Below are 464 nucleotides of genomic sequence, written 5' to 3'. Positions count from 1 at the left end.
GACCGAAACGCCCTTCCTTGGCGACGATCTCGTGACCGGTGAGCGGATCGACACCCAGGGTGCGGCCCTCTTGCGGTGTGCTGAAAAGCTTTTCGGCCAATTCGAGCGTGAGCTCGTCAGGCGTGATGTCGTCGGGCAGGTTGGCGCGCTGCGACTCCGGCTCGCCACCACCGTCAGGGGTGACCGTGCGCTCGAGATACGGACCGAATCGGCCGACCCGCACGTACACCGGGCGACCCTGGTCGTCGTCGAACAACCGGATCGAGTTGACCTCACGGGCATCGATCTCTTCGAGGTTCACGCCGACGAGCTTCTTGAGCCCGGTACCGGCCTGTCCTTCTGCACCCTCTTGCCCGTAGTAGAAACGGGTCAGCCAGGCGGTGCGATTCTCTGCGCCTTGCGCGATCTGGTCGAGATCGTCTTCGAGGGTGGCCGTGAAGTCGTAGTCGACAAGGCGTTTGAAG

The 464-nt window shown here is 63.4% G+C and carries 1 protein-coding gene; it reads right to left on the bottom strand.

Features of this window, described 5'->3' with window-relative positions; genetic code table 11:
* Positions 1-464, bottom strand: a 464-nt coding sequence (locus GVL03_RS19890) for a topoisomerase C-terminal repeat-containing protein (protein ID WP_306770358.1), incomplete at both ends; no start/stop codon positions are given.

This window comes from Microbacterium sp. 18062 (assembly GCF_902706225.1).
In the GTDB taxonomy this organism is placed as follows: domain Bacteria; phylum Actinomycetota; class Actinomycetes; order Actinomycetales; family Microbacteriaceae; genus Microbacterium.
The sequence above is the reverse complement of the archived record's forward strand: the minus strand, read 5'-3'. Positions and strand labels throughout refer to the sequence as shown.